Origin of the sequence: Rhizobium sp. CFBP 8752 (assembly GCF_014842035.1) — a bacterium.
Taxonomy (GTDB): domain Bacteria; phylum Pseudomonadota; class Alphaproteobacteria; order Rhizobiales; family Rhizobiaceae; genus Neorhizobium; species Neorhizobium soli.
Window position 1 is genome coordinate 159,993 of record NZ_JACYUZ010000005.1, and the last position, 26,654, is coordinate 186,646.

The window sequence follows — 26,654 nt, forward strand, 5'->3', positions numbered from 1 at the left end:
TGTCGTGCTCGGGGCGAGGGAGTTTCGGACGGACCATTTGATGTCCGTCCGTTTTGCTTAATCCGGCTTCAGACGGATCTGATGGCCCCGCCATCCACTCTGATCTTGCTTCCCGTCACGTATGAGGCGGGCTCGGAGGCGAGGAAAACGGCAACGGCGGCGAATTCCTCCGGTCGTCCGTAGCGTCCAGCCGGAATGCCGGCTGCGGATACGGCGGCAATCTCCTTAACACTCTTGCTTGAGTGAGTGGCTGCGGCTGCATCGAGTTCGTCTACCCTTTGTGTGTGAATGCGCCCCGGAAGGAGGACGTTCACGGTAACGCCGTCTGCGGCCACTTCCGCAGCAAGCGTCTTCGACCAGCCAATCAGGGCCGAGCGAATACCATTGGACAGCGCCAGCCTGGCGATCGGCTGCTCCACCCCTGAGGACGCGACCGATATGATCCGCCCCCAGCGTCTTTGTCGCATACCGGGCAAAAGACCGGTGGTCAGATGGAAGATGTTGGCGGCCATCGTCTCGAAATGATTGAGCCAGTCCGTCCGTTTTGCATCAAGGGCTGCAGCTGGCGGAGGGCCGCCAGAATTGTTGACGAGGATGTCGACACCCCCTGCCGCAACAAGAGAGGCATTTGTCTCATTCACGCTGTCGATGTCGGAGAGATCGAGCTGGAGCGGGATCACGGTACCTGACGTCGGTGCGAGCTTGGAAGCCCACTCCGAGATGGCCGAGGTGTTGCGGGCGGCGGCATGGACTGTCACACCCTCTTCGGCGAGCCCGCGGGCGATCGCGGCACCCAGTCCGCGGCTTGCACCTATCACGAGAGCGGTTTTGTTTTTCAACCCGAGTTCCATCAGCCGAGCTCCTTCAGTCTTCTGTCCTGCCGCGCGACGAGGCGCTCGATCTCGCTGACATCGGCCGGAGAAAGGGCTCCTCCCGGCTTGCGCAGTGTCGGCGTCGCGATCGCGCCACGTTTCGCCATGATGTATTTCCGGATGGAAAGGCCGAGGCCGGGTTGCTGTTCGTAACGGGCGAGGGGGAGATAGGCGTCGAAGATATCCTGGGCGCGCTCGGCATCGCCGCGCTCATGGTGGAGGACGACGTCACGCATCATCTCCGGATAGGCGAAGCCTGTCATGGCGCCGTCTGCCCCGCGCGCCATCTCCTCGGGCAGGAAGACGCCACCATTGCCGCACAGGATTGATATGCGCCTCTTGCCGGACGTCTCCGAGGCGGTCCTTAGTGCGGTAATCTTGGAAAGACCGGGCCAGTCCTCGTGTTTGAGGCAGACGCAGGTCGGGATCTGATCGATGATCGTCTGGATGACGGAGACGGGGATGGTGACGCTCGTGACGAGCGGGAAATCCTGCAGCACGAAAGGCGTATCGCCGATGAACTCTGCCGCCTGCTTGTAGTAGGTGACGATCTGCTGATCGTTACGCAGGGACGAGGGCGGAGCAATCATCACGCCGGCCGCACCATCATCCATGACCATCGAAGTCAGAGCCTGCATCTGGGCAAAGCCCGCAGCAGAGACACCTGCCACAACCGGCACGCGGCCGTCGACCCTGCGAAGGATACGTCGGACATAGGTCTGCGATTCCTCGATGGTGAGCTTCTGCGCTTCGCCCATCATTCCAAGCACGGTCAGCCCCGTCGCGCCGCGTTCAAGGTAGAAATCGACCATGCGGTCCGTGCTGTCCAGGTCGAGGTCACCCGTCTCCGTGAAGGGGGTGAGGGCTATGGCGTAGACGCCTCTTGCCTCTTCATTCAGCCTCATCATTGGCTGTCTCCTTGATGTTTCGGATATCGTGCATGGCCAAAAAAGCCTTCAGGCTGGCCGATCATGTTTTCGAGGCCCATGCGCTCGATCAGCAACCGGGCTTGCCTATCGGCTTCTGCGACGACCTCATCGAGGTCAGTCAGCAGCGGGCGGCCACCTTCGAGCAGGATCTGCCCGTCGATCACGACGGTGTCGACGTCATTGCCATTGGCGAAATAGGCCAGGCGGAAGATCGGCATCTGGTAGGGCGCGAGGTGAGGGCGCTTCATGTCGACCACCACGATGTCGGCCTTCTTGCCGACCTCGAGGGAGCCAAGGTCCCGGTCGAGCCCCAGGGCGATCGCCGCATCGATTGTCACCATTTCGAGCGCCTTGCCGGGAGGCAGGACCGAGGGATCGCGAAAATGCGTGCGGTGATAATGCATGCATTGCTGCATATGCCGGAACATGTCCGCCGATCGGTCCGGCGCGGTTGCATCAGAGCCGATGGCGACCACAGCGCCGGCCTCGATCAATTCGATCGCCGGGCAACGGCCAAGGATGGAGGCGATGGCGCTGGGGTTATGGGCAATGCGGGTGCCGGTATCGGCGATGATGCGGATTTCTTCAGGTGTGATGTCGATGGCATGAGACAACAACGCATCCGGTCCGAGGATGCTGAGCTTTTCGGCGCGGGAGACGGAGCCCTTCCAGTGACCATCCTGCGTGAACACCAGGCCCGCCTCGCGCGAGAGTGCCCGCACGGCCTTAGTCTGGGCGACGGCGGCTTCATAGTCTGCAGCCGACATGTCGCGCTGGTGCTCGTCACGCAGGACGGGGGTGAGCAAAGCGATCTTCAATCGTCCGCGCCCGTGCCACAGGTCAATGAGTTTGCGGCTGACGGCAAACTGCTCCTCGAAGCTCACCGGTCGTTCTGATGCCGCGCCGTCCTGCCAGGATGCATAGGTTCGCGGATGCGGGGGGCGTGTCGGTCCGACGGCTACTACCGAGCGCGTGCCGACTGCCGCGACGCCCTCGCAATGGGCGCTCCCATAGGCGACGTCATCCGTCCGCATGATCGTGTCGCCGCCACCGAGAAGCGAAACGCCGGTGGTGACGCCGAAGCGCAGCCGCTCAAGGGCTGCAAGCCGCCCCTCCGCAAACCAGAATTCCGGTGTCGAACCGACAGTATAGGCAGCGTTGCAAATCTCTTCCCAGTGATTGCCTTTCTCCATGCCCATGGTCTTGATCAGACCGTGGCCGGCATGGGCATGGACGTCGATCATGCCGGGCATCACCACCTTGCCTTGGGCGTCGATATGGCGCTCGGCCTGGTATTCTCTGGCAATCTCGTCCGCATGCCCGACCGCGACGATGCGATCGTTAAGAACCGCGACCGCACCCTTGTCGAGCACGCGGCGATTGCCGTCCATGGTCAGGACCGTGCCGCCGCTGATGATCAGGTCGACGCGCCTCATGATGCTGATTTCCCGGACTGGAAGTCAGGGAGCCGCGTCACGTCGAGCACGCAATCCTGGCGCATGCGCCAGTTTGGCCATGAGCCAGACAGGCCTGTCACCCTCAGCGGATTGTAGAGATAGAGCCATGGGGGATCCACTTGCAGCGCGCGGCAGGCCTTCTCGAAGATCTCCGCACGTTCATTCGGATCAACAGTTGCACGCCCCGCGTCGAGCAAGTCTTCGGCCTCGGCATTGTGAAAGCCCAGCCACCAGGAGCCTTGGGCTCTGTGATCGATCTTCTCGGCGAGGATGCGGAAGGTGCTCAAGGGGCTGGAATCGAAGACGCACATGTCGCGCACCTGCTTCAGGCGGACGCCATGCGCATAGGCTTCGCGGTCCGAGTGGAGGTGAACGTTCAGCGTCACCCCAATTGCGGCAAGCTGCTCGGCAAGAGCGGCCGTTAGTGCCTCGGCTTCATCGGGAAGGCGTGTCGGGCAATCGACATCGATGGTCATGCCTTCGGCAAATCCGGCCTCGGCAAGGAGCGTTTTCGCCAGATCCTGATCAGGGCGCAGATACTCTGACGGCAGGCTGCCGAAATGAACCGGGCTGACGAAGCCGGTCAGTGGCTTTGCGGCACCTGCGACCACTCGATCGATCAGGGCCTGGCGGTCGATCGCCAGATTGAGCGCGCGGCGAACGCGGCTGTCGGTGAGCGGCCCCTTGAAGGCATTGAAGAGATAGATGATGGCGACGGGCACGAGCGATGTGACCCGCGTATGCTGGCCTGTGTCCTCGAGCGACTTGGAGGCTTCGTAGTCGAGGCTGTTTGCCACCTGGGCTTGGCCGGAGATCAGCATCTCCAGCCGCGTGTCGCGGTTCGGTTCCAGGCGGAATGTCAGTTCAGCATTGGCTGGTCGCTCGCCATGCCAGCCCTCGAAACGTTGGAGGTGTAGGGCATGGCCTGGTTCGTAGGAAATCAGGTGATACGGGCCTGTACCGACCGGCTTTGACGTGTCTCCCGCCTCGTAGCGGTCCAATGCTGAGGGAGCGACCACGTAGCCGTAAACCACGATGTCAAGGAGATCGGCGATTGGCTTCGACAGGCGGATCGCGACTGTCATGGGATCGACCGCCTCAATCTCCGCGTCGCCGAGATACTGGTGCCACACCCCGGGCGCCCCCAACGTGTAGCCTTTGTCAGCACGGGCCATGCGCGTCAGGGATTGGCAGACGGCCGCCGCATCGCAGGGGCTGCCATCGTGAAAGTTCAAGCCTTCCCTCAGGCTGAATGTCCAGTGTCGCGCGTCCGGTGTGACATCCCAGGAGCTTGCCAGTGCTGGCACGTAGCCACCATCCTTGCCATAGCGCACTAGCCCGTCGAACAGGGCGTCGAAGACAGCCAGCGTGTCATTCGCATCGGTGCAGTCATGCGGATCTTCGAGGGCGAGGCGCGGTTGGACAATGACGACGGGCGAACTCACTGGCTTTTCCTTTCGGCATCATTCCGATCATGGAGGTGGCATGCCACGGCGCTGCCATCCGGCTGGGGTGTCAGAACCGGACGCTCTATCGCGCATCTATCGAAGGCCATGGGGCAGCGCGTCCTGAAGCAGCAGCCGGAGGGCAGGCGCAGTGCGCTTGGCACTTCGCCGACGATTTCGATCTTCGGTTTTGCCAGCGACTTGTCGATGGTCGGCGCGGCCGAAAGCAGAACCTGTGTGTAGGGATGTTTCGGCTGGCTGAACAATTGGTCGCGGCTGGCCGTCTCCACCATGAAGCCGAGATACATGACACCGATCCGGTCGGCGATGTGGTGCACCACCGAGAGGTCGTGCGAGACGAACAGATAGGAGAGGCCGAACTCGTCGCGCAGATCCATCATCAGATTGAGGATCTGTGCCTGGATCGAGACGTCGAGCGCCGAGACGGGCTCGTCGGCAATGATGATCTTTGGCCGGACCGACAATGCGCGTGCGATGCCGATCCGTTGCCGCTGACCTCCCGAAAACTGATGCGGGTAGCGGCCGGCCTGTTCGGAATTGAGGCCAACCTTTGCCAGAAGTGCAATGGCCTCGTCATGGAGTTCGCGTCGGCTGAGTTTGCCCTCGGCCTGAGCGCGTCTTGGCTCCATCACGATGTCCCTGACCCGCTGCCGCGGGTCGAGAGAGGCATAAGGATCCTGGAAGATCATCTGCAGCTTGCGGCGGATCGGACGCATTTCGCGAAATTGCATACGGGAAATGTCTTCGCCGTCGATCCGGATCTCGCCTGATGTCGGCTCGTAGATCCGTGCAATTGTCTTTGCCACGGTCGACTTGCCGCAGCCGGATTCGCCCACCAGGGCCATCACCTCGCCGGGCGCAATTGAGAGGTCGACACCGTTGACCGCCCGCAATTGCTTCTGGGGAGCGAGAAGCTTTCCCTTTCCAAACTGTAGCCGATCGAAAAGGCCTCCCACGGGAAAGGCTTTGACCAGGCCTCGGACTTCAAGCACGGGGGTTGTCATAACGCCGTCTCCTCCAGGGGAAAGTGGCATGCCGCATCGAGCGATCCGCGTACGGGGGTGAGCGTCGGCGTTTCTGCCGAGCAAATGGCCTGGGCTCTGAAACACCGGTCCCTGAAACTGCACCCATGCCCGAGGGTGCGAATGTCCGGCACGGTGCCGGGGATCTGGCTGAGGCGTTTCCGGCGATCGGTGATCTTCGGAATACTGTCCAAGAGACCGCGCGTATAGGGATGGGCAGGCGACTGGATGATCTCGCTCGTAAGCCCCCGTTCCACGACCTTGCCGCAATAAAGCACGACGACCCGGTCCGCCATTTCGGAGACAACCGCGAGATCGTGCGTCACGAGGATCATGGCCGCTCCGCGCTCGACGATCTGGCGACGCATGAGCTTCAAGATCTGGGCCTGGACCGTGACATCAAGAGCCGTGGTGGGTTCGTCCGCTATGATCAGCCGGGAACCAGCCAGCAGCGCAATGGCGATGACAACGCGCTGGCGCATACCCCCAGAAAACTGGTGCGGGTAGGCGTAGAGGCGGCTGGCGGCCTCCGAGATGCCGACATCCTCGAGCATCTCGATGCAGCGCGCACGTCGCGCTTTCTGATCGAGATCCGTATGCAAGCGCAGCATTTCGTCCATCTGGCGTCCGACCGTGTAGACTGGGTTGAGCGACGTCATGGGGTCTTGGAACACCATGGCGATCTCGCCGCCGCGCACCGCACGCATCTGGTCCTCGCTCTTGCGCGTCAGGTCTTCGCCGGCAAAGAGGATATTGCCGGCTTCGATCCGTCCGGGCGGGTCGATCAGGCCGAGAATGGAAAAGCCAATCACGGATTTGCCGCCGCCGGACTCACCGACGAGCCCGACCACCTCGCCCGGGCGTACGTCGAAGCTGACGCCGTCCACGGCTTTCACCACGCCGCCGAATGTATGGAAATGCGTTCTCAGATCCCGGACTTCGAGAAGTGCTTCACCCATGGTCACCGTCTCCTTCGTCATCTCAGGCGTGGATTGAGTTCGTCTCGCAGGAAATCGCCGAACAGGTTGATGCCGAAGACGAGGAACATGATGAACAGCCCGGGAAAGGCAGAGGTCCACCAGATGCCCGAGAAAAGGACATCGAACCCCTCCTTGACGAGCAGGCCTAGCGAAGGCTCGGTGATCGGAACGCCGACACCAAGGAAACTCAGCGAAGCTTCGATCAGAATGAAGGTGCCGACCTGGATCGTGGCAACCACGATGAGCGGCGTCATGACGTTCGGCAGCACGTGGCGCAGGATGATCTCGCCGTTTCCAAGGCCCGCCACCTTGGCCGCCTGGATGTATTCCTTCTGGATCTCGCTCAATGTCGATCCGCGAACGGTGCGGGCGTAAACCACCCAGCCGACAGCGGTGAGCGCGATCAGAACCATGCCGATGCCGGTCCCGAAGGCCGACATTAGGAAGAGCGCAATCAGCATGGAGGGAAACGACAGCTGGATATCAGCGATGCGCATGATAATGCTGTCGACGATGCCGCCATAGTAGCCGGAGATCAGGCCGAGTGCCGTCCCGATCACGCAGGAGAAGATCATGGCGGCCAGGCCGATGAAGGCGGAGATCCGCGCGCCGTATACGATGGATGCGAGCACGTCGCGGCCCTGCCCATCTGTCCCGAGCAGATATCTGCTATCGCCACCCTCCAGCCATACCGGGGGCTTGAAGCTGTCCATCAGTTCCAGCTGTGAAACGTCGTAGGGGTCTTGGGAAACGAGAAGTGGTCCGAGGGTCGCAAGCAGGGCGAAGAAGGCGAGCAGTGCGCTCCCGAAGACCGCCGGTAGATTTCGGCGGTAGTGAAAGAAGAATTCCGAAGAGAAGAACCCGGTCATGCGATCCTCACTTCACGGTAATGCGCGGGTCGATCAGCGTGTAGACGATGTCGACGATGAAATTGATGGCAACGAAGATGAAGGCTGTCAGCATCAGGTAGACGACGATGACGGGGCGATCGCCGCGGTAGATCGAGTCGATCAGCAGCTTGCCTGTGCCTGGCCATGCGAAGATGGTTTCGGTGATCGTTGCAAATGCGATGAGGTCACCGAGCTGGAGGCCGAAGATCGTGACGACCGGAATGAGGGCGTTCTTCAGCCCGTGCCTGAACAGGATGTTTTGGCGGGAGGCGCCTTTCGCGCGGGCGAACCGCATATAGTCCTGCCGCATTACCTCCATCATGCCCGCACGGGTCATGCGTAGCATGATCGCTAGGGTGGCAAGCGCCAGTGTGACGGACGGGAGGATGATGTGCGACCAGCCGTCCGCGGTGAAGATGGATATGCGCATGCCGAGGATTTCGACCGTATCGCCGCGTCCAGACGAGGGCAGAAACTGGTAGCGGACGGAGAAGAAGAAGATCAGCATCATGCCCACCCAGAAGCCGGGTAGGGAAATGCCAAGCAGCGAGCCTGCCATGATGCCGCGAGACACCGGCTTGTTCGGATTGGCGCCTGCATAGACACCGAGCGGCACGGCGATCACGGTTGCCAGCATGATCGCCACCAGGACCATTTCGATAGTTGCCGGCAGGCGCTCCAGGATGAGGTCCATGGCCGGCTGGCGGAACACATAGGAGCGCCCGAAGTCGCCCTGCAGCATGTTGCCGAGGAAGATGAAGTATTGGCTCAGCAGGGACTGGTCGAGACCTAGAAGGCGGCGGGCCTGTTCGATCTCGGCGGTGGTGGAATCGATCGGGATCACCATGAAGACGGGATCGCCGGTAAAGCTCATCATCAGGAAGACGATGACCGATACGCAAAAGAGTACCAGCACCATCTGCAGGAGCCGCTTGATCGTGTAACCCAGCAAGGCAGTGTCCCGTCATGAAGAAGTGAGAAATTCGGGACTGTCTTCCTCAAGGTCGACAGTCCCGCGTTCGTTCGGGTTGGGGCTTATTCCTTGACGTCGATCTCGTAGGCCCAGAGGAACTTGTCCGCACGCGGTGTCATCTCGACATTGGTCTTTGCGGCATAAAGATCCTGCTCGTAGTGGATCGGGATCATTGGGATATCTTCCATCAGGATCTTGGTAACTTCCTGCAGGTACCCGTCGCGCTCTTCGAGCTTAGAGGACGCATCGGCCTTGTCGATCAGCTCGTCCACCTTCGGATTGGAATAGGATCCGCGGTTGACTTGGCCATAGCCTTCTTTCTTGTCGCGCGAGTAGAACATCACGCTGTACATCGAGCCACCGTCACCGGAGGGAACGTCCCAGCCGCTCATGATCATGCTCGACTTGTCGCTCGGGACCCGGATGTAGCCGAAAAAGTTGGACTTCGGCATGAGGTTGAGCTTGAGATCGACTTTGATCTTGCCGAGCATCGAGGCAAGCGCCTGGGCGATCTGCTGATCGTTGACATAGCGGTTGTTGGTGGTGTCAAGGGTCACCGTGAAGCCATCTGCATAGCCGGCCTCAGCCATGAGCGCGCCCGCTTTCTGAAGATCGAAGGGATACATGTTGCGGAAGCTTGCGCCATCGACATAGCCCGTATGGGAAGCGGGGACATATTGCTCTGAGGGTGTCGACAGGCCGTTCATGATGATCTTGTTGATCGCATTGACGTCGATTGCGCGGACCATGGCTTCACGGATACGACGATCCATCATCGGGTTCTTGTCGAGCGCGATGGTGGGACTCTTCTCACGTTGGTCGATCGACACAACGACATTGAGCAGGCTCGGCCTGGTCATGACTTTGTAGCGGTCGTCAGCCTTGACGCGGGCAACGTCGCGGACGTTGAGATCCTGGATGACATCGACTTCACCGGTCAGCAAAGCTGCTGTACGGGTGGCGCCATTGGTGATTGGTCGGAACGTGACCTCTTCGATCTTCGGTGCGCCGGCGAAATACTCAGTGTTGGCGGCGAGCGTAATGTGATCTTCCTTGATCCATTCGACCAGCTTGTAGGGGCCGGTGCCGATAGGCTTCAGGTCCAGCTGCTCGTCGCCCACTTCCTTCGCATACTTCTCGCTGAGGATCAGGACGGCTGCCAGATCGTTCGGCAGGACTGCGTAGGGCTTGGGTGTCTTGATCTCGACCGTGTAGTCGTCGACCGCTGTGAAGGAAGCGATGTTGGCGCCAAGATTGGCCATCAGCGACTTCTTCAGACGGTCGAGCGTGAAGACAACGTCCGACGCCTTGAAGTCCTCGCTATTGTGGAACTTGACGCCCTGGCGCAGCTTGAAGACCCAGGTCGTGTCATCCTTGAGCTCCCAGCTCTCCGCAAGGCCGGGTCCGAATGAAAGGTCGGCATTGCGGCGGACCAGGGGATCGTAGATGTGGTAGAACAGGATGTTGCTGGACAGTTCCTCGCCCGCCTGGGGGTCGAGGTTTACCGCGTCCGACGTCAGCCCGACGGTCAGTTCCTTGGCCTGGGCCAAGCCGGTAAGGGCCGTCGAGCTCACGAGGACGAATGCGGCAAGCGCCGCGATACGTCCGGATTTCATGCGAAGATTCAGCATTTTCGTTCCCCTTTTTTGGTATGCCGACACGTTTGCATGCGCGTTTTCACCGAAGTGCGGATTGCACCTCGATCTGGTAGCCTTCCGGGTCTTCCAGCACGAAGGCTCGAATTCCCAAGGAGGCGCTGTCCTTTGGTTCTGTCAACCCGATCGCGTCCTGGCTCGAGAGATAGCGGTGCCAGGCATCGACATCCGGCACGCGGATGCAAAGCTGCACGGGCTTGATTGGATTGGCGCGATGCATGCCGCGGGTCTCGTCGACAAGACCGACATAGGCATGCTCTGCAATTCTCAGGATCTTTGACCAGCCCTGATCGATCTCGAGCGGAAAGCCCATGACCTCTGTGTAGAAGTCGAACGCTCTGGGCAGATCGACATAGTAGAAGAATGTGATCGCCTTCTCGACGATGCCGTGATCGGGCCGGGTGGCTGCCTCAGTCATGTTGCGAGTTCCTTCGAAAACCATGTGCTTTCGCCGCGGCACAGATAGCGTCCGCTGCCGGGTGTGTTGAGGACCGAATGGCCGTCATAGGCGAGCTTGCCCGCATGAAAGGTCGCGGCAACCCGGGCGGCGAAACGCCGTCCGTCGTAAGGGCTCCAGTTGAGGCCATCCTGGGCACGGCTCGCGTCCCAGACATCGTCACCCTCGGCGAGGATCGTGATGTCGGCATCGGCACCCGGGACGAGAGCCCCCTTGCGAGGATAAAGGCCGAAGAAGCGGGCAGGGCGTTCTGCGAGATATTCGGCGCAGAAATGCGCCGCTTCGACGCCGCGCTGTTTTGCGACCGTGTAGAAGGCAGGCAGCAGGGTCTCCATCCCAGGAACTCCCGCTCCGGCATCAAAGATGCTTTCGGTAAACTTGTTGTCGATCGGCCAGCTGGAATGATCGGAGCTGACAAAGGCAATCCGGCCCTCGACCAGTTCCTGCCAGAGCCCGTCGATCTGGCCGGGACGAATGGGTGGATTTACCTTCATCCGCGCACCGAGCTCTTCGCCGTCGCGTTCGGGATCGAACCAGAGATAGTGGACGCAAAGCTCGCCGGTCGCCCTGAAGCCCTCTCGCGCATAGTCATCCACCAGCTTGAAGCCGCGCGGCGTGCTGATATGGACGATATGCGCATGGCCGCCAGCACTGGCGGCGAGTTCGAGGAAATGCACGGTCGATGCCAGTTCTGCGACTTCGGGCCGGCTCGGCGAATGAGCGGTGATGCCGTTTCGGCCCTCATCCCTTGCGCGCGAAACCCGTGACCGCACGATTTCCTGGTCTTCGTTGTGCAGGCCAAGCGGCAGGTCGGTCGCCGAAAGCGCTTCCAGCAGATCGAGGGCGAGAGCCGCATCGATCCTCGGAAAGCGGGTGGGGCTGCTTTCGAAGGCGGAGATCTTGAAGGCGACGACGCCACCATCGGCGAGCGATCGCACCTCGTCGAGGGATTGCCCCGGCATGACTGTGCCGTAGAGCGCCACATCGCAATGGGCGAAGTGTTCGACCGCTGCGACCTTGGCGTCGAGGTGCTCCCTGGCGCTCAGAGGTGTCGGGTTGTCGTAGGGCATGTCGACGATGGTCGTGACCCCGCCGGCAATGGCAGACCGTGTCGTCGGCTCGATCCCCGGGAGGCCGAGATAGCTGCCCGCATGGGTCTGGCCGTCGACGATGCCCGGCAGGACAAAGGCATCTCCTGCGTCGTGGACGGTGGCTGCGGCAGGGGCTTCGCCCTCACCGGTCGCGTGGATGAGCGAGCCAGAGATCGCGACCCAACCATTGGGTATGGTCATCTGAGGTGTAACGATACGCCCGCGAATGACGAGATCAATGCTCACAGCGTTCTCCTGCGGTAGCCGAGTTCAGCCTGCATGCAGGCAAGCGCGACGCCGGCTTGAACCGGGTCGATGACGGGCAAGCCCAGTTCCGCCTGCAAAGCCTCCCTGTAGGTCCCAAGACCGGCACAGCCGAGGATGACCGCTTCGGCACCGTCTTCATCGCGAAGCACGGAGGCGATCCGCGTGACAGGAACGACCGCGTCTTGGGCGACGAGTTCTGCAACCGTCATGTCGATCGAACGATCGCCTGCAAGCCGACCGTCAAGTCGCAGGGCTTCAAGGTAGCGTCGGTGGCGGTCGATCGAGGAGGGTCCCATCGAAACGATTCCGAAACCCCGACTTAGTCCGAGTGCTGTCAGATAGGCTGCTTCGGCGATGCCGATGACCGGGACATTCGTGGTGGCGCGTACGGCCGAAATTCCGGGATCCGAGAAGCAAGCGATCACAATGGCGTCTGCCTTTGCCGCACGCACAGCTTCGATCAGCATCGGCACGACTTCGGCGACATGGGCATCCGTCTCGATACCAACAGGCGCGCCCTCGAGCTCAGTGCAGCGGATTTCGTGGCCATTGCCTTCAAACGGCTTCAGGCACGCCTCCATCGAGCGTGTGACGGCCTTCGAACTGTTCGGATTGATCACCAGGATCTGTGCCACGGTTCCTCCCAAGGGCGGCTCTCCCAAGCCGTCAAACTGTGATATGCATTGTGATATATTACAAAATATTTCATGTCAAAGGTTTGCCGTCTTGCGAAGTCAGAAAAAGTGGAGGAAGACAGAAAGGGGCATGAAGCCTCATGATCCGCGAGCGGGTCCAATGGATCCCACGAGCTTGGAGAGAAGCTGTCTTGCAGAGCCTCAGCGTCGAAAGTGATACCTCGCCGGCCCGGCAGAAGAAAATTTCCCTGACGGAAACCGCTTATGTTTCTCTACGTGCGCGCGTGCTCTCCGGCGCCTTGAGGCCCGGAGCCGAGTTTTCCGAGCTCGAGCTGGCAGAACAGCTTTCCATGAGCAAGACGCCGGTACGGGAAGCGCTCGGTCGCTTGGTGGCGGAAGGTCTGATCGAAGCGTTTCCGCGACGGGGCTACCGGGTAACGCCGGTGACGGTAAAGGACATTAGCGATCTCTTTGCCATCCGCGCGATGACAGAGGGCACCGCCGCCGCCACGGCCGCTCTAAATCTATCAGCTAAAGATCTCGATCGGCTCGAAGCTCTGGCGGAGGCTCGCTACGACCCGCAACAGGGCGAGAGCGTACAGTCCTTCGTCAAGGCCAACCGCGATTTCCATCTGGCGATCGCCGAGGGAGCGAACAATTCCCGGCTGTTGGCGCTGGTTGCCGCACATCTCGACGAGTGCACGCGTCTCTTTTACCTCGGCGCCGTCAGCCGAGACGTCAATCCGGAAACCAGTGCGGATCATCGACGTATTGTCGATGTCCTGCGTCTGCGCGACCCGGATCTTGCCCGAGCGGCGATGGTCGAGCACAGCGACCACACGCAGAAGGGTATCCTCAAGGCGTTGCTTTCAAGCGACACCACGGCGTTGACGCTATAGTCGTTCAAAGTGACGGCGTGTTTAACCTGTGAATGACTCCTGAGGAAATTGCATCTATCGGCAATGAACTAATAGCTCACAGCTATGACTATAGTTCTTGCGCTAAAGGCCTGGCCTACTGCACCATATTTCTAGGGTTTTAAAAACTCTCCGCGCGATCAGGCCCGTCGTTGGCACATGCGAAAGAAGCGGCTCGCTGTTGCGGAAGGTCTATGGATGCTAAACCAGTCCACTTTCGGTGCCTGTTCAAAACGGAAATAATTACCGCTCCCAATGTGGTTCTTGCTAAGCGCGACATGGGGCCAAAATTTGCCGACACCGCTTTTTGAACGCAGTGCGTTATCCTTCCAGAACTCTGGCCGGATCGTCAGCGATCTGCTGCGCGTCGGAGGGAGCCGAGTCGCTGCCTTCCCCGATAGTCAGGTGGACCCAGCCCACGACTGCTACCAGGAATACGACGAGCGCATCCATGGCCCACCTGAAATGTCCCCGTCCGGTTCGGCGGGAGTTGCTGTGTGGTGTCTCATACTCGGTGGAGGTGCCGTCGGATCCGTCACGCTCCTTCTCGCCAGTAGATAGCTGTTTCAGTCGGTAACAGACGTTAACGTTGAGACCGTGGAACGACTAATTACTGATCAATAACCGTCCTTGCGCGAACGACAGCTATCCCCTCCTTGGCGCAGAACCGGACAGTCCCCTTTCGGCCCCATATCCGTCGTTCACCGTAAAACAAACCGTCGTTTGTCGCTGTCGAACTTCAGCCCGTTAGCCCTATCCAATAACCGGGTAGATGGTTCAGATCCCTTCAAGACCGTCAGGTTCAGATCAAAACCCAGAAATTTCCAGGTCTCGGTTCTGCACACAGTGTCCGACTATTGTTGTCTCTTAACATGATCCGGCCGCCCCAGATGACATAATTTCAGAGATCCAGAACCTCGAAATATCCGTCACCCTCCTCTGTGAGGAGCGGACGAGCATCTTTGAGGGGAACCGTCAGGAGATCGTCGGTGCAGGCGAATATGACGTGTGGCAGGCCCTGGAGGGTGAAAACGAGATTATCGGCGTTGAAGTAGACTGCGAGATTGCTCCGGATGAGGTCTTCATACCCACACCCTTTCTCCGTCTCGTCATCGAATTTCTCGCGGTTTTTAAGAATGAACTGGATCAGGCTCTCGCTCGGGCCAAAGCTTAGCAACGAGGGATCCGCGACCGTAGAAGGATCGACCACAGTTCCGTCTCCGTTGGTTGCGGTCCAGCCGCGCAGCAGGGTTTCCGGCACGAGTGCCTTGCCCGTTCGCGCATCGGCAAGACGATGATCCCCGAAATTACTGGGATGAGCGCCACCGCACCAATAGCTGCCACCCTCTGCAATACCGACCAGGCGCGAAGTCAGATGTTCAACCGTCACAGATCCACCGCCGTCATATCCGCTGGTACCTTCCGCATCCTGTCCCGACCAGCCGAAGCCAAGATAGGCTCTTGCCATGCAGGAAAAGGCGGACAAGGCAAGCTGCAGGCGCTGTTGCGCCAGGTAGCGGTTGATCGGTGCTGGATCGACTTTTCCAATCGAAAGGACAACCGGATAAGAAAGTCCGGTTCGGCTGTCTTCATCCATGCGGTAGCTTCTGTCGCCAAGATTGGTCGTGACGCCTTGTTTGAAAGGGCGATCCATCTTCAGGAAATCGTAGGGCAAGCTGTCTTTGCTCAGCACCATCGGCTGGTCGGTCCCGGTGAGCGCGTAGCTTGGGTCGAGAGCAGCGAGCAGGTCTGGTTCGCTATCGGAAATCGTCCGCTTGCCCTTCTTGACGAGCTTGACCTGCAGCGTCTTGCCACTCTCTTTGTCCCGCCATGTCCCCAAAAGTCGCTCGCCGCTGCCTTCGGCTTTCAAGTTCCATTCAGCGGCGATAGGCGCAACATCGATGACGTCACCATCGTCGGTTTTGCAGAGCTTTTCGGTACAAGGCTTTTCTTCGGAAAGTAGCATGGCGTCAGGATCCTTAACCTTCATGCCATGCAAAGGGATGTCACCGCCTTTGGCAAGATAGGCATAGCGTCCGGCCCGCAAACCATCGGCACCCGGCGACGCCAATTCAAGGATGACTGGCAGAGACCCGATGGAGCCGACGTAGGTAACCGCCTCAGCCGAATGCGCAACACCGGTTCCGAAGGAAAAGACAATCAAAGCAGCAAGAGGAAGGCGCATGTCTGATCCACATCCGGTTGTGATCGTTCATCTTTAACGCCCACAGCCGCGGTTCGCCAGGGATATGATTGTTCCTAATAAGACGCTGATTGGTGTACGAACCCAAGATCTTGACTTCTGGGCCTGCATGGTGCCGTCGGTTCGGATTGGTTTGAGGCGGTTTGCAGGCTTGACATCGGAGCTACGGCAATCACACATGCCCGCCTTTATGCGGCTAAGGGAGGTTTATCGAGATGCGTCATAGGCTTATCACGGCGACGACCGCCATTATTATGGCTTTTACCACGGGCGCGTCCGCGACAGATATTAGCCAGGACAGCGCCAACAACATCCGTGACACTCTCAATCACCTGCTGCCCAAGGACATCGCCAAGCGTGCGCCCGTTACGGTCACGCCGGCCGGATCGCGCTACGAGATCGGCTATGACTTCTCCAAACTCCTGGCGCAGATCAAGAAAACGGATTTCGACATCAAGGGCCTGAAACCCTTCAAAATCTTCGCCACACCGCAGGACAACGGGCTCTGGGATCTGGAAGGCAACAACAACCTCAATGTCACTGGGCATTTCATCGGGCCTGACAAGAAGCGCTCGGACTTCACCTATTCGGTTGCCGACATGGTGTTTAACTCGGTCTTCGACCCGGCAATCAGCTACTTCCGCTCCGGTGATTTCAGCGCCAAGGAACTGAAATTTATCTCATCAACCGATACCGAGGTGATCAAGGCCAGCTTCGGCAACATGATCTACAAGTTGACCTCTGCCGAAAGCGTCACCGCCGGTCGCCTGGATTTTGCTGCCAACGGCAAAATGAGCACCTTTGTGGAGCAGGTCAGCGGCAAGGAAATGCCGCCGATCCAGATCTCGGCAGACAGTCTGGATTTCGATACCAAGGTCAAAGGCGTTGCAGCCAAGGACTTGAAGGAAATGGTCCTGTTCGTGCTCGATCACGTCGAGCAGAAGCATCTCACCAAGGAGAGCGAGACCAAGTTCAAGGACATGCTCGGCAAAGCCTTTCCGTTGCTGAGCTCGCTTGAGGAAACCATCAGACTCAACAAGCTCGCCGTCACCAGCGCCGTCGGAAGCGGCGGCGCCAAGTCCTTTGGCTATCACTTCACGGTCGATGGGCCGAGCAACGCAACGCGCGTTGGCGTGGCGATCGATGCTGGCGACTTGACGCTAGACAGCGTGCTGGTCCCTGAGGGTTACACCGCCTTCCTGCCTCAAGCACTCGATATTCAGTTCGGCGTCCCGGGCATGGATTTCGCAGCCCTTGGCGACGAGTTCATGAAGACGGATTTCACCACGTCAACGGGCGACAGCAGGAAGGCGGGACAACAGGCCGCCGCGAAGCTTTTTCCGGGCGGCATCCTGAAGGTTGATTTTCCGAAGGTCAGCGCCGAATCTAGCGTCTATAACATCGAGGTATCCGGGGAGATGGAAGGCCGCGTCGATACGCAAAAAGACTACAGGGTGAACGCATCGATCGTGGCGCGCGACTACGACATGACGATCGCGGCCGTGCAGGAACTGGCAAAGAGCAATCCGGATCTGAACAATGCCTCCATCGGATTGATGATGATCAAGGGTTTTGCCAAGGCCGACCCCGATGGCGCGCAGCGTTGGGACGTAGCGGTCGCCAGCGACGGCTCGGTCAGCGTCAACGGCCAACAGATCAAGGGGCCGGACGCACCGGCCACTGACGAGGCAGCGCCTTCGGACGAGGCGGCTCCCTTGGACGAGACAGCGCCTTCCGACCAGACCAAGCCCTGAATTTCGTTCGGTGACAATCGCGGAGAGCCGGTTACTGGCGGCACGCCCTGCCGCAGACGATCGGAAAGTCCGCGATACCGGCCTCGCAGGCATTAGGGAAGGTTCGCGTCCGGCGGCAGAATTGAACAAATGTCCGATCTGACACAACGAGGCCCTCAGAGGTCATAACAGCGGAAAGTCGTCGTGAAAAAACTTATTTCTATCGTAATCGTGGCGAGCTTCACGTGTTTATACCAATCTTCTCCAGCGCGCGCAGACGGTGCCGTAACTGAGCTGTTTCAAAAATATCTGGCCAATGGACGCCTTGGTGAGGCAGACGAGCAGATGTTGTCCACAGCTGCCGCGGCTCCTAACAACGCTGACGCACAGCTGGGGCTCGGTCTGTTGCGCTCGGCCCGTGCATTCGAAAAACTATCTCAGTCGCTGTACCGCTATGGCTTTGGCTCCAAGTCCGACGGTTATGAGATGTTTCTAGGCCGGGGCTCCGGCGAAATTGCCCGAAACGAAAATCCCGAGGCAATCACATACGACCAGTTTCGCGGCATTCTTGCGGCCTTCATTGAAGATCTGGATGCCGCCGACAAGGCTCTTGCAGCCGTCGGTGAAAAGCCGGCAAAATTGAAAGTCGACCTCTCCGTCGCGCGCTTTGACTGGAATGGCGACGGCAGGGTCGGGCCGGAAGATCACATTGGGCGGGCCTTTTCCAATCTGGACGAGAAAGGTGGGGCGCTGCCTTTCGTCGTCGGTTTTGACACTGCCGACGCCAAATGGCTGCAAGGCTACGACAATTTGCTGATGGCTGCTGCCAAGGCGTGGCTGTCCCATGATTTTTCCGAAAGCTGGAACGGGAGTTTCGGTGTCATCTTCCCACGGGCCGTCTCGACATTGTCGGTGGCCAATGGCAAAGGCGCGGATGACATGACGATGTTCGGCGTCAATAAGGCGCAAGCTGATGACATCGCCGACTTCGTCACGCTTATTCATACGATCCGCTGGCCGGTTACCGACACGGCAATGTGGGGCGAAGTGCGCGATCACCTGAAGAAGGTCATTGTACTCAACCGGGAAACCTGGGCACTCATCGACAAACAAACCGATGACGATCATGAATGGTTGCCGGGGCCAAAACAAAAGAGCGGGGTTCTGCCGTCCTTTAACGTCACGCCTGAACGCGTTCAAGCATGGCTCGCAGTCCTCTCGCAGTTTGAAGCTGCCCTCGATGGCAAGATCCTTGTCCCGCACTGGCGCTTCGACAAGGGCATCAACCTTGCAAGAGTTTTCACAGAGCCTAAGCCTTTCGACCTCGTTCTCTGGGTAACGGGACCGGCTGCGTTACCCTACCTGCAGGATGGCAAAGCCATGAGTAGCGGCGAGTGGAACCAGATTACCAATATCTTTGAGGGGAATTTCGCAGCCTACGCTTTCTATTTCAATTAGTGTGAACCGGCGAGGGGTCGCGATGCCGATACGCATGATAACCCACTATTATTGCTCACGGTGACGGGGCATGTCTGTATGCGGGAACACAGTTTCCAAGACGAAGTGGCCCTGTCCGTCATTCAAACGCCCCAGTATCATCTATTCATCAAGATAGAAAAGTCCGTGCGATTGACGACTCCTCGCCGCAGTTGCCTTCCGCAGTCAGACCTTATGCGCCGAGGGATGAGGCGACCGGACCGGCTTCCAAGTCTTCGTCCGCCAGCGCCCGCCGTGCATGCGCAGCAGAAAGATAGCGGCCCACAAGTTCCGAAAACGCATCGGCCTTCATGCCGCGAATGCCGATGGCGTCCAGCTCGATCAATCGGCGCTTGGGCTTCACTTTGTTGTAGAACGAAAACCGCGTGCGGTTGGGCAGCGGCTCGTTTTCCCCGAGATACAGCTGGAGAGCAAAACGGGTTGTGGCATAGACCTGATAACCGACGACAGCGTCCCACCGCACCGGCTCGCTCAGCCATGGGGACCGAAGTGTCTCCGGCGTGAACACCATCAACGGACGGGCGCCGCGGCGGCGGTAGAAGACGAAGGCCGCAAGGCATAGGAGCATGCCGGCACCGAGCACCGCCGCCAAGATTGCCTTGAAGCTCTCATTGCCCCCGAAGCCCATCTGGTAGGGGAAGAGATAGGTGCAGGCGATGAACAAGCCGAACAGCACAATGATGAACATCATCGCGCCTGCCATCGGTCCGGTATTTTCATGCACCACCAGTTCCGGCGCGGCGACCCCGGCGGCGGCCGTCTTCAGTTCTTCACGATATTCTGTGCGAACGGCGCTGGCATTGAGCAGGAAGTCCGCTGACAGGTCGCGGGAAAGCTGATCCCAGTCGGAAAACGCACGCCTACCGAAGGATGCAACGCTCGCGTCCGGCAAACGCGTCGCATGCGCCAGAAGCTTGTCATCAGTACCGAGGCCGAGCGCCTGTACGCGCTGGATCGTCGGCGGATGGCTGTCGGTCGGGTGGGCCTGGCGGTCTTCCAGATGGGCAGCCGGATCGTCGAAGCCCCGCTCGGCAGCCACCGTCGCAATGGCCGCAACAAGATCGGGCCCATGTCCTTCATTCCCCCGAAAAGCGTCGGTCAAAACAAAATGCACGCCCGGGTCGGCGACGTGAACGCGCACCAGCGCGGATGCGGCGCCGGCCGGGCCGCTGACGGTGCTGCCGCGGCGATCCGCTTCGAACTCCCGCAGCCGGCTCCAGTGGGCAACGGCGGTATCGAAGCGCGACAGTGCGTGGTAGCCGAGGCGAAGACCGGCGGCGATGCCAAAGTCACCGTTGATATCGGCACGATAGAGTGCGTCCAGCGAACGCTGCAGGCTGGAATAGATCGGCACGAACCTCTGTGAATATCGCGTATCGTCGCCGGCGAAATGCGCAAGCTCGTGTCCAACGATGGCGGCGATCTCGGCGGTGTCGAGAAGTTCGAGGAAGGGGGCCGGCAGGTAGAGCGTCCGGCCTTGGATCAGTCTCTCTTCCGGGAGCAAAAGAAGCCGGCTCTCGGTCACGTAGAAACCGCTGGTCAGGCCGACGACGATCGTGTCCGGCGCCCCGGCCTCCATGCGTGCCGCCAGATTGCGGACGAATGTCCAAAGCGCCGGCGCCTCGTGCTCGGTCACGACGCGAGCCCGTTCGATGATTGGCTCAGGCTCGACCAGAGCGAAGACGCGGCGCAGTCCGCGGACAGCGGTGACGGCGCAATAAAGTGCCACACCGGCGAGGATAATGCCGGCGAGCGCCAGTTTCACGGCATTGCCCGAGATATCGCCCCAGAACGGCAGTGTCATCGTTTCGAACACGGTGGCGCCGACACCCGCAAAGCCAAGTCCGAGCATCACGGCCGCCAGGAAAAACGGCAGCGTGATCCTCAGCCAGGTGAAACTGCGCACCAACTGATCGCGCGACCGGCGAGCCGAGAGGCCAGCAAGGCTTGACCCGAGCAGACCAACCGCGCCGCCAAGAAAGGCAAGCGCTCCACCGGCAATCGTGACATAGGCGAACGGATGCCGGATTTCGGCGACCGTTTGGAGAAGGTCGTTCTCACCGACCGCATCCTCTAGCTCCGCAACGGCCATCGAGGCCGGATAAGACCGCCCGCCCTCGAAGCGGATCATCGTGCCCGGCGCCTCGGCTGCGACGGGACGGATCTCATCGAGTGCCCGAACCATGTCCTGTCCGTTGGTTTGGACCAGCCGGCCGGCTTCGACGGACCGATCAAGCTGCCAGATCCCGAGCCCGGCGAGCGCCAGCGGCAGCAGGATCAGCCAGAAGGCCAAAACCACGCCCGGCGGTATCTGGCGCTTGGCTGCCTCGGTGGGTGCTTGCGCGTTGGTCATGACGTCCTCCCTGTCACAGTATCTTGCAAAGCCTCCCAAAGCCGGGCGCCCGGCTTGGGGGAGGCTTCTATCCGCGGTGATCACATCACCCGACGGCTCGTTTAGAGAGCCGCTTCCAGCACATCGACAATCGCCTTCTTTCGATCGTCGACATCTGCGGAATTGGTGAACGGCCGGAAATTGACGTCCAGGGTGCCGGCTTCGAACTTGACGCGGTCCTTGTAGGCGGATGCAGGGCTGCCAGCCTCCGTGTAATGGACGGTGATCGTCTTGAGTTTTTCGCGAAGCGCCTGCTTGCCCATCTCGTCCCGGGCAATGTCTTTCATGGCATTTTCGAGCGGCGTGAACACCGTTTTGACCAGGTAATCGTCCTGCCCGTAAAATTTGTCGTCACCTGGCAAGGCGAGGCTGTTCCAATCCACCTCAATCGGCACCTCGAAGCCTGCAGCAGTTTGAACGCTCTTCTGCAGCGCTGGAAAATTGTCCTTTTCGAAAGCCGCGATCGCCCGCCTTTCCGCAAGGCCCGGCGAGGTTTGGGCCACTGCCATTGAAGTAAAGGCTACCAAGGCGGTCAAAGTGTAGGCGGTCAGAGTTCTTCTCATACTGCTGTCTTCCCTCATGATCCGGTTGTTTTGATAAAGAAGGTCTATAGAACGGTGGTTATGTGTTTACCTGCTATGACAGTTGTTCAGGTGCTACCTCGCATGCCGCCAAGGGCGGCGAAGGGGTAGGTAGCACTGGTTGTCAAAAAGGGTAGAAAGGCGCAAAGATTTCGCGATGAGCAAGTTATGGGACCTATACGCCCACGGCGCGAACGTCGATCCTGCGGTGCACCGGGCGCCGCTACCGCAAGTCAGTTATGGTGTCGAAAACCAACTGGCATAATGGACATCCCGTCCCTCAATCCTCCTTGGATTGGCACCGCGGACAAGGAGCGATCTCACTAAGTCCTTCGGTTTCAACGTAATCATCGGACTTTCAACGGGCCAATAGTTCGAGTTGGTTCTAGGCGTGTATAAAGCCTTCTTCAAAGATCGTTACTCTGACCGCGAATGAGGAAACACTGAGAAAAAAACAAGTTCGCCAGCCGTATGCCGACGAACCGTAATAGTCGCTTTGAACGCAAGGACGCTATTGATGGTATCCTTCGCCAGGATCGATCTTGCCGGGAAAAGACCCAGTAGGCGTAGGGGGTAGTAGCAACGGAACGTAAAACCTACACAAGGTTCAGCTTTTCCGTACCGAAGATGCGTTACACGACGAGAGATTGTTGAACAGGCGGCTGCATCAGCTCTATGGTGATACCATCCGGGCCAGAGATATACGCGACCATTGTTCCCCATCGGGGGCCAGCTGGTATCGGCTGCGGCGAGCCCTTCACTGCCCACCCCGCCCTCTCAACCCGCGCGATCGCCGTGCGGATATCCGTAACCGTGAAGGCGATATGAGCGGCGCCGATCGCACCCGCGCTACGAGGTGTCTGGCCCAACCTAAGGCCTGTCGAATACTCGAGAAGCTCGATAGGGTAGCCATTTGGAGCAGTCACCAGCGCCATTCGGCAGCGCGGATCGTCAACCCCCGTGGCCTCCCGTAGAAACTCCCCACCCATCTCTCCTCGGCGAGCAAGGTCGAAACCCATCGCCTCAGTCCAGAACTGGATCGCCTCCTCCAACGAGGCGACCGAGAATCCCGTATGGTCCACAGCTATCACGCCTGCGTCTTCGGCCATTTTTTAATCCTCACATATCGCGCAGTTACGTCGCGCTACAGTACGCCGTTCGCATAACAAGTCGTAGCACTTGCAATCCCTTTAGTCCTTTTGTGGTGCTGATCTCGGGTTCGATGCCTTTCAAGAGCGAGGTTACCAATATCCGCATGGCTCAAGGCCAGCTAAGTAGACCTTCATAGCGACGGGCCCATTGTGCCCGCAGTCGCTAGCGCACTAATCGTGACGATGAGAGATCCCGGCAAAGAGCTTCGATGGTTGCTCTGCTCCCTCCGCGGGAACGCATAGTCTGGGAGATCTCGCGTATCGTTCCGGCCAATCCTCGCACCTCCTCCGTCGCATGGGTTCTGCTGATCCCTTACCAGCCCGCATCTCTCGAATGCCACAAAGGTATTTACTTTTATATTTATATAATGCAACTTCCTTCCGTCCGGCTCAGGAGGTGAGCTAATCGACGCGAGGAGGGATATCCATGCGCACATTCATGAAATTCGGTCTTATAGCTGCATTGCTCGCCAGTGCCGTCAGCCTGAGCAATGTCCAGGCATCGGCACAGAACCTTGAGCTGACGATTACGGCACCTGCCGGTGCAGGCGGCGGCTGGGATTCGGCCGCTCGGTCACTTCAGGAAGCCATGCGCGTCAGCGGCAATGCGAAGAGCGTGCAGGTGGTCAACGTTCCAGGTGCCGGTGGCACTGTTGGACTGGCTCAGTTTATCGGCACTGCCAAAGGTAGCCCAAATCAGTTGCTGGTCGCAGGCATTACGCTCGTCGGCGCAAGCATCTCGAACAAGTCTCCCGTCGATCTGACCAAGGTGACGCCGATTGCGCGTCTGACCGGCGATCCGCTTGTCATCGTCGTGCCGAAGGACTCGCCGATCAAGACGATCGCCGACCTGCTCGCCACCATCAAGACTGACGTTGCAAAGACAATCTGGGTCGGCGGATCGGCCGGGGGTGCTGACCACATTCTCGCAGCGCTGGTAACCAAGGCGGCCGGAGCCGAGCCTGCTATGGTCAACTACGTCGCCTATTCCGGCGGCGGCGAGTCGCTGGCAGCCATGCTCGGCGGCCAGGCGACGGCTGGCATTTCCGGCTACGGCGAATGGGAAGGCCAGATCAAGTCCGGCGATCTGAGGGCATTGGCGATTTCCTATCCTGAAGCGATCCCCGGCATCGAAGCGCAGCCGCTGAAGGCTCAGGGTCTTGATATCGAGCTGGTCAACTGGCGCGGCATCTTCGCTGGCCCAGGTGTCGAGGGTGCTGACCTTGAGGCGTTGAAGACCGCTATCGACAAAACTGTCAAATCCGATCAGTGGCAAGCGATCCTGAAAACCCGCGGCTGGACGGACTATTATGCTCCTGCCGACGAGTTCAAGACGTTCATCGCCTCCGAAACCGGACGCGTCCAGACCATCCTGAAGTCGATCGGCCTGGCTGATTGATCTTACGCAAAAGGGAGGAGCCAAAAGCTCCTCTCGTTCGCGATGAGGAAACCATGACCACCAAAATCCCCCATACCTCGAACCGCACCCCTGCGGTGATCGCAGTTGTCCTGTTCGCCATTGCGGCGATCACCTATTGGGACGCAAGTCACATGACCAACCGTGCCACCTATGGCATGAGCGCAAGCGCCGCCTCTTATTTCGTGGCGCTGTTGTTCCTGGTCCTCGCTATCGGGCACCTCCTGTCTGCATTCAAGCCGTCTGACGTGGAAGTCGAAGCTGCTGACTGGAGAGCGGTCGGCTGGATCGCCCTGGCGCTGGCCGGGTTGATTGCTTCGATTTGGCTGGGTGGGGGCTTCATTCTCGGATCGACGCTGCTTTTCGCGTTCACCGCCCGCGCCTTCGGTCGCAAGGCCTTGATTGCCGACATCTGTCTCGGGGCAGTGATCGGCGTGTTCGTATTCCTGCTTTTCAATAAACTCCTGACCCTCGCGTTGCCGCTAGGCCCGCTTGAGCGGCTGTTCTGAGGACCATCACATGGAAACGATTTCGTTCCTGATCGACGGCTTCTCGCTGGCGATCCAGCCTGCCAATTTGTTCTATGCAGCCATCGGCGTGATCATCGGTACCGCGGTCGGTGTGCTCCCCGGCATCGGCCCCGCACTGACGGTGGCATTGCTGCTGCCGGTGACGTTCAAGCTCGACCCAGGCGGCTCCATCATCATGTTCGCTGGTATCTATTACGGCGGTATGTACGGCGGTTCGACAACGGCCATTCTGCTGAACACGCCGGGCGAAAGCGCATCCGTCGTCACAGCCCTGGAAGGCAACAAGATGGCGCGCGCCGGACGCGGCGGACCGGCACTTGCCACCGCTGCCATCGGCTCGTTCGTCGCGGCGTTGATCGCAACCGTCGGCTTGGCCTTTCTGGCGCCGCTGCTGGTGAAAGTCGCTGTCAAATTCGGCCCGTGGGATTACTTCGGCCTGATGCTGATCGCCTTCGTGACCGTGTCTGCCACGTTTGGATCGTCGCCTCTGCGCGGCCTGACAAGCCTAGCTTTAGGCCTCTGGCTTGGCCTCATGGGCATCGACCAGCTCACAGGACAGGCGCGTCTGACCTTTGACGTGCCCGAGCTTCTCGACGGCATCGAGGTGACCACGCTGGCCGTTGGACTGTTCGCGATCGGCGAGGCACTTCTCGTCGCGTCCCGGCATCTCCACAAGCCCGAGCAGCCGATCCCGGTAAAGGGCTCGATCTGGATGACCAAGGACGACTGGAAGCGGTCGTGGAGGCCATGGCTACGCGGTACCGTGATCGGTTTTCCGATCGGTGCACTTCCGGCAGGCGGCGCTGAAATCCCGACATTTCTGAGCTATACCATCGAACGCAAGCTCAGCCGGAAACCGGAAGAGTTCGGTCATGGAGCCATTGAGGGCGTTGCAGGCCCTGAGGCTGCAAACAATGCGTCGGCCGCCGGCACGCTCGTGCCGCTGCTAACCCTTGGCCTTCCGACATCGGCGACCGCTGCGGTCATGCTCGCAGGCTTCCAGCAGTACAACATCCAGCCTGGCCCGCTGCTGTTCACGCAGCATCCCGACCTGGTCTGGGGACTGGTGGCCAGCCTGTTCATCGCCAACGTCATGCTACTAGTGCTCAACCTGCCGCTGGTTGGCATCTGGGTCAAGTTGCTGAAAATTCCCCTGCCATGGCTTTATGCAGGCATCCTGGTGTTTGCATCGATGGGGACGATTGCGGCCAACCCGTCGGTCGTGGAACTGCTGCTGCTGGCTGGCTTCGGTGCCATCGGCTTCCTGATGCGCCGCTATGATTATCCGATCGCGCCGGCTGTGGTCGGGCTTATCCTCGGACCGCTCGCCGATAGTGCACTGCGCCGATCGATGCAGATGAGCCTTGGCGATCCGATGATCCTGTTCCAACATCCGAGCTCGGCGATCATGATTGGCCTGGCAACGATCGCCCTGGTGGCACCCTTCATCTTCCGTGGGTTGTCACGCTTTCAGCAGGATGAGGATTGACCTTGCTGGCTTTGTCGAGAATTTAGTTTCCAAGCTCCCTATTGCCGGAG

General features: G+C 59.6%; 22 protein-coding genes. 6 read left to right on the forward strand and 16 right to left on the reverse strand.

Translation table 11 applies throughout. From position 1 onward, the window contains the following. Positions 1-68: 68 nt before the first annotated feature. The 12 genes from IFT59_RS21195 to IFT59_RS21250 form a co-directional block, all read right to left on the reverse strand. Entirely contained in the window at positions 69-851 is a 783-nt protein-coding gene (locus tag IFT59_RS21195; protein WP_192088217.1) for an SDR family oxidoreductase, read from the reverse strand. Continuing rightward, positions 851-1,780, reverse strand: a complete 930-nt coding sequence (locus IFT59_RS21200; protein ID WP_113165938.1) for a dihydrodipicolinate synthase family protein — start codon at positions 1,778-1,780, stop codon at positions 851-853. Before IFT59_RS21200 ends, IFT59_RS21195 begins: the two co-directional genes overlap by 1 nt. Continuing rightward, positions 1,777-3,237: an amidohydrolase family protein gene (locus IFT59_RS21205; RefSeq protein ID WP_113165937.1), complete on the reverse strand. Its 1,461-nt coding sequence runs from the start codon at positions 3,235-3,237 to the stop codon at positions 1,777-1,779. Before IFT59_RS21205 ends, IFT59_RS21200 begins: the two co-directional genes overlap by 4 nt. Then, a complete protein-coding gene (locus IFT59_RS21210; RefSeq protein WP_113165936.1) occupies positions 3,234-4,703 on the reverse strand; it encodes an ABC transporter substrate-binding protein in 1,470 nt (489 codons plus the stop codon). Before IFT59_RS21210 ends, IFT59_RS21205 begins: the two co-directional genes overlap by 4 nt. Continuing rightward, on the reverse strand, positions 4,700-5,728 hold the full coding sequence (locus IFT59_RS21215) for an ABC transporter ATP-binding protein (protein WP_113165935.1): 1,029 nt from the start codon (positions 5,726-5,728) through the stop codon (positions 4,700-4,702). The genes IFT59_RS21210 and IFT59_RS21215 overlap by 4 nt, the downstream gene beginning before the upstream one ends. Continuing rightward, a complete protein-coding gene (locus IFT59_RS21220) occupies positions 5,725-6,705 on the reverse strand; it encodes an ABC transporter ATP-binding protein (protein WP_113165971.1) in 981 nt (326 codons plus the stop codon). The genes IFT59_RS21215 and IFT59_RS21220 overlap by 4 nt, the downstream gene beginning before the upstream one ends. 17 nt (positions 6,706-6,722) lie before the next feature. Continuing rightward, complete coding sequence (locus IFT59_RS21225) at positions 6,723-7,595, reverse strand: ABC transporter permease (RefSeq protein ID WP_113165934.1); 873 nt, start codon at positions 7,593-7,595, stop codon at positions 6,723-6,725. 7 nt (positions 7,596-7,602) lie between these two features. Beyond that, on the reverse strand, positions 7,603-8,568 hold the full coding sequence (locus IFT59_RS21230) for an ABC transporter permease (protein ID WP_113110325.1): 966 nt from the start codon (positions 8,566-8,568) through the stop codon (positions 7,603-7,605). An 83-nt stretch (positions 8,569-8,651) separates the two neighbouring features. Beyond that, a complete protein-coding gene (locus IFT59_RS21235) occupies positions 8,652-10,220 on the reverse strand; it encodes an ABC transporter substrate-binding protein (protein ID WP_113165933.1) in 1,569 nt (522 codons plus the stop codon). A gap of 46 nt (positions 10,221-10,266) precedes the next feature. Further along, positions 10,267-10,662 carry a VOC family protein gene (locus IFT59_RS21240; RefSeq protein WP_113110327.1) on the reverse strand — a complete coding sequence of 132 codons (396 nt, stop codon included), beginning with the start codon at positions 10,660-10,662 and terminating at the stop codon, positions 10,267-10,269. Continuing rightward, a complete protein-coding gene (locus IFT59_RS21245) occupies positions 10,659-12,038 on the reverse strand; it encodes an amidohydrolase family protein (RefSeq protein ID WP_113165932.1) in 1,380 nt (459 codons plus the stop codon). The genes IFT59_RS21240 and IFT59_RS21245 overlap by 4 nt, the downstream gene beginning before the upstream one ends. Then, positions 12,035-12,694: an aspartate/glutamate racemase family protein gene (locus tag IFT59_RS21250; protein WP_113165931.1), complete on the reverse strand. Its 660-nt coding sequence runs from the start codon at positions 12,692-12,694 to the stop codon at positions 12,035-12,037. The genes IFT59_RS21245 and IFT59_RS21250 overlap by 4 nt, the downstream gene beginning before the upstream one ends. A gap of 191 nt (positions 12,695-12,885) precedes the next feature. On the opposite strand from IFT59_RS21250, the gene IFT59_RS21255 reads away from it, so the two are divergent. Continuing rightward, positions 12,886-13,593 carry a GntR family transcriptional regulator gene (locus IFT59_RS21255; RefSeq protein ID WP_113165930.1) on the forward strand — a complete coding sequence of 236 codons (708 nt, stop codon included), beginning with the start codon at positions 12,886-12,888 and terminating at the stop codon, positions 13,591-13,593. Positions 13,594-14,512: 919 nt separating this feature from the next. On the opposite strand, the gene IFT59_RS21260 is transcribed toward IFT59_RS21255, so the two are convergent. Further along, positions 14,513-15,796 carry a hypothetical protein gene (locus tag IFT59_RS21260; protein WP_113165929.1) on the reverse strand — a complete coding sequence of 428 codons (1,284 nt, stop codon included), beginning with the start codon at positions 15,794-15,796 and terminating at the stop codon, positions 14,513-14,515. Between the two features lie 272 nt (positions 15,797-16,068). Between IFT59_RS21260 and IFT59_RS21265 the strand changes: the two genes are divergently transcribed. Further along, entirely contained in the window at positions 16,069-17,568 is a 1,500-nt protein-coding gene (locus IFT59_RS21265; RefSeq protein WP_206758578.1) for a hypothetical protein, read from the forward strand. 183 nt (positions 17,569-17,751) lie between these two features. Continuing rightward, positions 17,752-19,005, forward strand: coding sequence for a hypothetical protein (locus IFT59_RS21270; RefSeq protein WP_197978187.1), 1,254 nt, complete (start codon positions 17,752-17,754; stop codon positions 19,003-19,005). Positions 19,006-19,216: 211 nt separating this feature from the next. Here IFT59_RS21270 and IFT59_RS21275 read toward each other — a convergent pair whose 3' ends face one another. The 3 genes from IFT59_RS21275 to IFT59_RS21285 all read right to left on the reverse strand — a co-directional run bounded on the left by IFT59_RS21275 (position 19,217) and on the right by IFT59_RS21285 (position 23,099). Then, entirely contained in the window at positions 19,217-21,397 is a 2,181-nt protein-coding gene (locus tag IFT59_RS21275) for a M48 family metallopeptidase (protein ID WP_249407686.1), read from the reverse strand. Positions 21,398-21,498: 101 nt separating this feature from the next. After that, positions 21,499-21,945, reverse strand: a complete 447-nt coding sequence (locus IFT59_RS21280) for a hypothetical protein (RefSeq protein WP_249407687.1) — start codon at positions 21,943-21,945, stop codon at positions 21,499-21,501. A gap of 704 nt (positions 21,946-22,649) precedes the next feature. Further along, the gene (locus IFT59_RS21285; RefSeq protein ID WP_342366132.1) at positions 22,650-23,099 is read right to left on the reverse strand and encodes a VOC family protein; all 450 of its coding nucleotides are present in this window, start codon (positions 23,097-23,099) and stop codon (positions 22,650-22,652) included. Between the two features lie 496 nt (positions 23,100-23,595). Here IFT59_RS21285 and IFT59_RS21290 point away from each other — a divergent pair, with 496 nt between their 5' ends. The 3 genes from IFT59_RS21290 to IFT59_RS21300 are packed head-to-tail and all read left to right on the forward strand — an operon-like array spanning position 23,596 to position 26,604. Beyond that, a complete protein-coding gene (locus tag IFT59_RS21290; protein WP_113165926.1) occupies positions 23,596-24,567 on the forward strand; it encodes a Bug family tripartite tricarboxylate transporter substrate binding protein in 972 nt (323 codons plus the stop codon). A gap of 53 nt (positions 24,568-24,620) precedes the next feature. Beyond that, entirely contained in the window at positions 24,621-25,094 is a 474-nt protein-coding gene (locus IFT59_RS21295) for a tripartite tricarboxylate transporter TctB family protein (RefSeq protein ID WP_192088219.1), read from the forward strand. A gap of 10 nt (positions 25,095-25,104) precedes the next feature. Next, positions 25,105-26,604 (forward strand): tripartite tricarboxylate transporter permease, encoded by a 1,500-nt coding sequence (locus IFT59_RS21300; protein WP_113165924.1) that lies wholly within the window; start codon positions 25,105-25,107, stop codon positions 26,602-26,604. Positions 26,605-26,654 lie beyond the last annotated feature (50 nt).